The organism is Chamaesiphon polymorphus CCALA 037, assembly GCF_003003845.1.
GTDB lineage: Bacteria > Cyanobacteriota > Cyanobacteriia > Cyanobacteriales > Chamaesiphonaceae > Chamaesiphon > Chamaesiphon polymorphus.
The window spans coordinates 1-7,777 of sequence record NZ_PVWO01000264.1; the positions used below are offsets into that span (position 1 = coordinate 1).

9 protein-coding genes are annotated in these 7,777 nt (G+C 47.2%); 5 read left to right on the plus strand and 4 right to left on the minus strand.

The features are described from left to right. Nucleotides 1-32: 32 nt before the first annotated feature. Genes C7B77_RS18320 through C7B77_RS18335 form a run of 4 tightly spaced genes read left to right on the plus strand, consistent with a single transcriptional unit; the run spans nt 33 to nt 2,414 of the window. Nucleotides 33-872: a tyrosine-type recombinase/integrase gene (locus tag C7B77_RS18320; protein ID WP_106308009.1), complete on the plus strand. Its 840-nt coding sequence runs from the start codon at nt 33-35 to the stop codon at nt 870-872. 54 nt (nt 873-926) lie between these two features. Continuing rightward, the gene (locus C7B77_RS18325) at nt 927-1,703 is read left to right on the plus strand and encodes a hypothetical protein (RefSeq protein ID WP_106308011.1); all 777 of its coding nucleotides are present in this window, start codon (nt 927-929) and stop codon (nt 1,701-1,703) included. Further along, entirely contained in the window at nt 1,690-1,881 is a 192-nt protein-coding gene (locus C7B77_RS18330; RefSeq protein ID WP_106308014.1) for a hypothetical protein, read from the plus strand. The genes C7B77_RS18325 and C7B77_RS18330 overlap by 14 nt, the downstream gene beginning before the upstream one ends. Beyond that, the gene (locus tag C7B77_RS18335) at nt 1,881-2,414 is read left to right on the plus strand and encodes a hypothetical protein (RefSeq protein ID WP_106308016.1); all 534 of its coding nucleotides are present in this window, start codon (nt 1,881-1,883) and stop codon (nt 2,412-2,414) included. Before C7B77_RS18330 ends, C7B77_RS18335 begins: the two co-directional genes overlap by 1 nt. A 130-nt stretch (nt 2,415-2,544) precedes the next feature. On the opposite strand, the gene C7B77_RS18340 is transcribed toward C7B77_RS18335, so the two are convergent. Genes C7B77_RS18340 through C7B77_RS18350 form a run of 3 tightly spaced genes read right to left on the minus strand, consistent with a single transcriptional unit; the run spans nt 2,545 to nt 4,494 of the window. Beyond that, nucleotides 2,545-3,309, minus strand: a complete 765-nt coding sequence (locus C7B77_RS18340; protein WP_106308018.1) for a DUF6753 family protein — start codon at nt 3,307-3,309, stop codon at nt 2,545-2,547. Between the two features lie 3 nt (nt 3,310-3,312). Further along, nucleotides 3,313-4,032, minus strand: coding sequence for a P-loop NTPase family protein (locus tag C7B77_RS18345; RefSeq protein WP_106308021.1), 720 nt, complete (start codon nt 4,030-4,032; stop codon nt 3,313-3,315). Nucleotides 4,033-4,044: 12 nt separating this feature from the next. Further along, nucleotides 4,045-4,494 (minus strand): hypothetical protein, encoded by a 450-nt coding sequence (locus C7B77_RS18350; protein ID WP_106308024.1) that lies wholly within the window; start codon nt 4,492-4,494, stop codon nt 4,045-4,047. Nucleotides 4,495-4,899: 405 nt separating this feature from the next. Here C7B77_RS18350 and mobV point away from each other — a divergent pair, with 405 nt between their 5' ends. Further along, on the plus strand, nt 4,900-6,600 hold the full coding sequence (gene mobV, locus C7B77_RS18355) for a MobV family relaxase (RefSeq protein ID WP_106308027.1): 1,701 nt from the start codon (nt 4,900-4,902) through the stop codon (nt 6,598-6,600). 528 nt (nt 6,601-7,128) lie between these two features. Here mobV and C7B77_RS30140 read toward each other — a convergent pair. Then, the coding region (locus tag C7B77_RS30140; protein ID WP_181243917.1) for a hypothetical protein at nt 7,129-7,777 on the minus strand (649 nt) is incomplete at its 5' end.

Here is a 7,777-nt window from a genome sequence, read left to right on the forward strand (position 1 = left end):
ATAGTTGCAGTTAATCTGGGTTCGATTTTGCGATGATTGCGGGTTTGATGATTTATAATTGCGGGTCGCTACAGGTAGCGATCGCCCGCATGTACGACGCGGCAATCGAATACGGACTCCTCTCCCACAACCCCGTCTGGGGGATCAAACCGCCCAAACAACGCGGCGACCCTGCCGACCGGATTACCTATCTCAACGCCACCGAAGCCCAAACCTTAATCCAAGCTCCCCTGGCTAAAGCTACCGCCCTCAAAATCCTCCGCGACCAACTATTGTTGGGGATGATGACCCTTGAAGGGGTGCGATCGATGGAAATGCACTCCGCCAATGTCGGCGATATCGTCCGCACCCCTGCTGGCGTGGGGCTGACTGTAGCCAGCAAGCGACAACAACGGATCGTGCCGCTGATTCCTGACTTGGTGGATTTACTCGATCGGTATTTACTGGTGCGGAGGCAGGCTAAATTTAGCATCGCCGCCAGTTCGCCGCTGCTCATCAACCTCCACTACCGTCCCCGCCAGCAGCAACAAGAACCGATCGATTATCGCCTCTCCCGCCGGGGGATTAGATACATCGTCGATTACTATCTCACCGCCCTCAATCTCAAACACGGCGACGGTCGAACTTTATCCGCCCACTCGCTGCGACATACCGCTGGCACCCTCGCCATCCAGAATGGAGCTTCCTTGCGCCAGGTGCAGGAGCTGCTGGGTCACGCCGATCCGAAGACGACAGCGATTTATACCCATGTCGGCGACAGGTGGGTGAATAATCCAGCTTTGAAGTTGGGGATTAAACTCCATCCCGATCCCGATTCCGATTCCGATCCCGATCGAACCGACAGCCGCTCGTCACCACAACAGGAGACGTAGAGCAAATCCCTGAAGGGCTAGTGAATATCGAAAAACTATATATTCAGCAAAATTATGACTTTATCGATCCGACCAGACAGCGCAGCTTTTGATGTAAGCACAGATCGAGCGGGTGCGACACAGCATGGCGGAATTACGGCGTTATTTTTAGGGTGTCAGGTCGCTCCCGATTTGTGGGTACCTGTCAAAAAGCTGATTTGGGACGAGAGTGGCTATCGGATGGGTTGTGTGGCTGGGGTGAAACAGGCGATCGCCAGCAGTCGCCTGTGGCAAAATTATTTTGGTTTATCCCCTTTAGACCGCATATCTATTACTCCCAGCATTCCTCCGGTTTATGCCTGTCGAATGCCATTAGATCGCCCTCAAGAAATGCCTATTAACTCACCAGATTTAGGTCTACCAGACGATTTAGACGATCCGATCGCTTATGTGGCTCGCAGTGGTGGCTATCGGAGAAAAGACGACCTGGATGTGTTTCCAGAACTAGAACCAGATGCTGACGATCGTTATCGGTTTTTCTTTGGCTTGAGTGGGCTGCATTTATTAGCAAACGAGCGTTGGCTCGAAGATACCGTGCGAGCGGGAGATCGCTTGATAATTCACGGGCGAGGCGCAATTCATCAACCAACGGGGCAGCCGATTGGTTCAGTCCCAGGCTACATTCAGGCTTTAGTCACAGAACATCCCACAAACGTTACTCTCCAGATCGAGCGAGTTAACGACGCATTTTTTACCAAACGAAAATTGTTGTGTTCGGCTACTTGCAGCAATTTTACTCCATTCATTTCGGCATTATATTTACCAATTGGAGATTTAGATGGAAATCGCTAAATTTCCGATCTATCAACTCGAAAATCGATCTGAAGTTGAAATCGATGAGGAGGAAGATGGACGGTTTTATAAATATTGGACTAATGAAACCGCTCTGGGACGATGTTTGTTTAAAGCTGCATTTCCTTATGGCGATAATCCCAAACAACACCGGATGGATATAATGTCTCAAGTGTGATGTTTTATCTCGAACAAAATTCGGTGGGATTGCCATTAGGTTGGAATGGAATTGAAGGGATTGCAGATGGAGCGGATTTATTGGTTGGATACTTACTGTTAGATGCTTGGCTGGGGGCAACGGACAGGCATGATGAGAATCTAGAGATTGCTATTTCTGAATCTGGGTATTTTTTGTGTCCGACTTTCGATCACGGGGATTGTCTGGGTAGTAAATTAGCGCAAGACGAGCAACAATCTGGTAACTTGGCCGATCCTCGGTTGATGGAATCTTGTTGGTGGGAAACTCAAATAATCGACGCTAGATCTGAGACGGTAGAAATTACTACCGCACGAGCTTTTGAGATTGCTGCTGAAATTAGACCGAGTGCTGCAATTATCTGGTTGGAAAGATTGAGGCAGATTAATCTCGAACGAGTTGTTGATATTTTTAGTCGCATCCCCGACGGTCTAATTACGCTTAATGAAACTAGATTTTCGACCGAGTTGCTGGATTATAATCGTCAAAATATCTTCAATCTCAAGTTGCGATAATCCACTAAACAAATCTAATCTACTTGTTATTGAGTAAGTAACTGATTTATGACATGTCTGAGAATTTAGAAACAAGTCCCCCACCTGAGTTTGCGGCTTAGTTGGGAACTTGTTTTCAAAACAAATAATCCTACTCACTTTTAGGCTTTTTCACGCCCAAATGCTTTTCAATCCGTCCCAACTTAGTAGCGTTATAGTCCACATGAGTTAAAACACGATCCAGCTTCTCCTTTACCAGATTGAGTTCGGAATGGACTCGCCACGAATCGATACACACTAACAATCCCAAAAACACCGTACCAACGAACAACAGCCAATGCTCCGCTCTCCACTTGTCAAAATCCCAAATCTTAATCGAATCCCGCTCCTCTAGCTTATCCAGACCAGTAGCCAATTCCTGCTTATATGCCACTAGCCCTTTCGCCAAAGACGAATAATCAGCCTTGATCCGAGACTCTATCCCTTTTAGAGTCAAAATATTCTCATTTAAAGCCGAGATCGCCGTCTCAATAGCAGCAATCTTCCGCTCTAACTCCTGCTCCTTCGTCGTAGATCTCAGATCTCGTTCCTGATGTACGGTCTTCACATCCTCAATCTCTGACTTGAGAGCAGCAATCGCAGTCCGCCAGAGCTTACCAAACTCACTCTCAACCCGTTTAATCTCCTCAGACATCCCCTGTTGACCCTTAGCAACTGCCTGGGGTAAATCCACCAACGCAACATCCAACCCACCAATCGCCACCAGCAACATAAACGTCGGATCGTTAGCATCGATCTTATACTTACGGATAAAGGCTAAGACCCTTCCCTTAAACTCATTCGACTTACCCTCTAACAGAATGTCGATATACTCCATCTCCGCATTCTTACTAGAGCCATTAAAATTAACTGCCATCGATCATGCCTCCAAAAGTTGAGTAGCTGCCAGTACCTGATAAGCCTTTTCCGTATACTTATAAATCTCACTCTTCCCCACCAATCCAAACTGACCTAACTCCCGCGCCTCATCAAAAGTCCATCGCTTGGCATTGATCGCAATTCGTTTACTATCAGCTAGCTTAGGAAAATCGATGACAACAATCCGATGCTTTTTAATGGTTGCTTGTAGCTGTTCGTGACCATCAAAATAGTCCCAATTATCACAAAGCCCCCAATTCTTGACTAACACGGTCTGCTGCTGTTTATAGAACTCCATTGAAGAGATTAATAGTTGGATCGACTCATCCTCACCATTACAGACGAACCACCTCACCCAATCAATCTGATTCGCCTTACTCAGCTCGAAGATATCCTTCTCTTCAATCCAGGATGTCAAGGGATAGTAAACCTGAGCGGGGAGATCTAACACGATCGTTCGCTGTATAGCCATCTCTAATAAGACATCTGGCTCATCGATTTTCTTAATATTTTCACTAAAGAGAGTATAGTGAACCGAATCATCATAGAACTCGGCATACCGTTCTTTATCCTTGTAGCGACTAGCAGCAGTAGGGTTACTGCGGTCGGCGGCATAGAGATAGAACTGAATCAGTTTAGACCTCAAATACTCTGCCATTACAAACGCTAACCAGGACTTACCTACCCCACCCTTCTCACCATCAATCAAATGTATTCGCATATCGTTCTTTCGCTATTTAAATTGTTCCGCTCCAGGTTTAGGAGGCGATTTATAGGGTTTGTCAGGATTAGTCGCAGGTTTAGTAACTTCAGGCTTGGGAGTTGCTTGAGGTTTTACAGTAGCTTCAGGTTGAGATTCATTCTCATTGTTTGCCGGACTTAGAGCAGGAACTGTGGTTACTACAGGAAGGCGAGGCTTGCGAGATTGTTTGGGATGAGACTTGTTGAAATCTCGAAGATACTGCTTGAGTCTCGAACTAGTGACGATAATTTCCTTTTGAGCGAGTAAGGTACAAATCTCATCCAGGTTATAGCCTTTCTTGACCAGACCATTAATTGCTGGGAGGATGCGTTCGATCGCTTCTTTGAGCGGATAATCAGATGGTTGTTTAGCAGGTAACTCACCAAACATCGCGATCGTCTCATCAACCGCTGCTTTGGGAATCATGATAGTTTTGGGCATAAGAGCTTGAGTCTAAAGGATAGATTTAGTATAACGAGATCGGTTGTGTGTCCTCATCAGCTTTATGTCCTAGTTAGCTTACCCATCTCATCAATTTAAACTATCAATCATTAATCTATCCCTTTAACGCACCCAATTCCTTTGGGCTATCTAACTTACTCAACCTCTTCAACCTATCCATTCAATTCATTGCTAGTAATTAGCCAGGATTTGAGTACTAGCAATGAAGCGATCGGTAGGATAGCGACCAGACCAGTATTAGTGGGTATCATGGATGAGAGTGGTCGGTGAAGGTTAATAGTGTACTCAGTACACCTTTATTTGCCCTGCGGGACGCTACGCTCAAATAAAGGCTTCCTTCGCCCTGCGGGGCTGTCCCCTAGCTGCGTTCTAAATTCTGACCCTATGCCCTACGCTGTCGCTCGCATTGCCAAGCTCAAACAATCCAATTTAGGGGGAAGTGGGATGCACGTCTCTAGAAGTCGAGAGACACCTAATGCCGATCGATCCAAGCTCAAAGATAACCAGACTTTGATCCACAATGAGGATCTCGATTTACCGTTGAGTGAGATAGTCCACAACAAGATTCATGCAGTCGAACAGAGACGGAAGATTCGACCGGATGCTGTCTATGCTGTCGAGATTTTACTCACGGCTTCTCCTGAATATTTTAGACCTGATGACCCAAGCAAGTATGGAGATTATCAGGTAGATCGATTAGATAGTTGGGCGAAGGCTAGTAAGGACTGGTTGCAGCGAGAGTATGGGGACAAGATCGTTAGAGCGGAACTCCATCTGGATGAAGCTACTCCTCACATCCATGCTTATCTGGTACCTACCGATGAAAACGGTCAACTTAATTGTAAGAAGATTTTTGGTGGTCGGGCAAAGATGTTTGCTTTTCAAGACTCTTATGCCGCAGCTACCAAACACCTGGGATTAGAACGCGGGGTGAAGAATAGTCGCGCAGAACATACGACTGTTAAGGATTACTATACAGTGGTCAACTCTGCTAGTCAGGAATTAGACCTGAAAGATCTTTCGGTAGTTCAAGCGAGGGCGGTGGCTTACGCTCAGATGCAAAGAGACCATCAGGAACTAGAGCGGCGATTGAAATATGTAGCCGACCAACGGGATTTGCTTTCACAGAAGCTCGAACGCACTCAGGAGGAGTTAAAGGTACAATCTCAAGTTAATCGGTCTTTAAGTACACCAGAAGCTCTTATACCCCTCGCACGAGTGGCATGTGAGTTGGGATTACCCCCAGAGGGATTGGACAAGCAGATGAAACCGATCGATCTGGTAATGGAGACGCGCTCTACCGATCTGATTGGTGCGGCTTATTGGTTGACTGAGAGGTTTGGAGCTGCTGCCACGATGGGGTTAGTTAACGAACGGGTGCAGGAGATTGTCACCGAGCAGATCCCTGGAGGATTTATCCCCCCGCGACCGGAGCGGGATAAGTGGGATGAGGTTAAGGACAATCTTACTAAGGCTAGACAGTTACCTACTAAGTTGGTCGAGCGGTTGCACCATGAGGGGTTAATTTATGCGGATGATGGGGGAAGGTTGATTTGTCTGTATCGGGATTTTGAGGAGCGGGTGACGGGGGCTGTGGCGATCGATCTGGGTTTGGAGGAGTTGGGGAGTGATTCTAAGTCGATCCGGAAGTCGATGACGATCGATGGCTCGAAGCTGACGGGGGGGTGGTGTTATTTTCAGGCTCCGCGTCAGGGCGCGATCGATCTGGTGGTGGTGTTGGAGGATGTGTTGGAGGCGATGGCTTATGCAACGCTCAAGGCTCAGGAACGGAATACTTTATTTCTGGTGGGGCATGAGGGGGGATGGATGCCTGGGGATGAGTTGGAGCGGGTGGATGTGGTGGTGGCAACAGATACTCAGTTAAGTAATTTACCAGGGCAGGTGGAATATGAGTTACCTGTGTCTGGGAGTTGGGGTGAGGAGCTGCAAGGTTATTTAGCTGGGGCGATGGAGCTGGAGGAAGTAGAGCAGTCTGTTTCGGTGCCGATTTCGATCGACCGGAATTATGTGGAGCTAGAGGAAGAGGAGGAGGAACGACATCAGGATCGAGGGTTATCGATGTAGACATTCTTGCTTGACTCACGACTCCGTACTCGTGCCGAGAGCGACAGGTTTTTGACCGATGAGGCGGACATAGATCCAAGCTACCAACCTAAACCCATGTCCGCCTCATCAGTCACCGCTTCGCTAAAACCTGTTTGGAGCAGTGACTTACTGGGCAGGTAAGTCAGTAGATGAGGTCTGACCCGTTACCCTATCGCCCTATTTCTGAGGTGGAAATAGGTTCTCTTTTTTTTATTATTTTTGATTTTTAATAACTGAAAGCGTCATAAGCGTCACTCCTTGCTTGAGCAGCGAGGTTGAAGGTGGTGACGCTTCTATTTTAAAGCGTCACCAAGCGTCACAAGCGTCACAAACAGACTGTTTACGTGGAAAGAGGTTCTCGTACATTATTTATCATTTTAAATTTTTAATAACTGAAAGCGTCACAAGCGTCACTCCTTGCTTGAGCAGCGAGGTTGAAGGTGGTGACGCTTCTATTTTAAAGCGTCACCAAGCGTCATAGCGTCACAAACTTACTGCTTGTATAATTCAGGCGAGCTTTCTCAGATCGACAGCAGAGACACTGCCTCGACTCTGGGTCGTAAAAGTTGTTTCGTAGTTTGACCCGATAATCTTGATGACTTTTCCATTCAGATTTTGATAAGCAATTATATTCCCGACATATTGAACTCGATCACCTACTGCTAATCGTTCGGGTGACGCTTGTGACGCTTGGTGACGCTTGGTGACGCTTTCGGTGACGCTTTTAGATCCAGTCTCAGAGCCATTAGTGACGCTTGTGACGCTTTGAGTAGAAATATTATTTATGCTGGTGTTTTCATCTGTTAGCGTGGGGTTCTCAATGCCCTGGGGTGACGCTGGGCGGTCTTTGCCATTTAAGGGGGGAGAAAACGTCACTTCTGGCTCTGAGGGTGGGTTTAGAGGGGGTGAAGTATTGCGCTCGTCATCATCACTAGCCGCTCGAAACCGCAGACCAACAATCTGCCGCGCTGCCCTGGTGCGGTGATTGGACACTGCCAGCCCTAGCTTGATACTGCACAGTTCCACGAGATCGGGGGTAAACTTATGAATCGATTTTGCTGACAGACCAGAAGCCTTGCAGTACTCTTGGTATGACGTATAAAGTACAGAGCTAGGTGTTTTAGCTGCTGGGTCGAAGATCAGCGCATCGTCATAG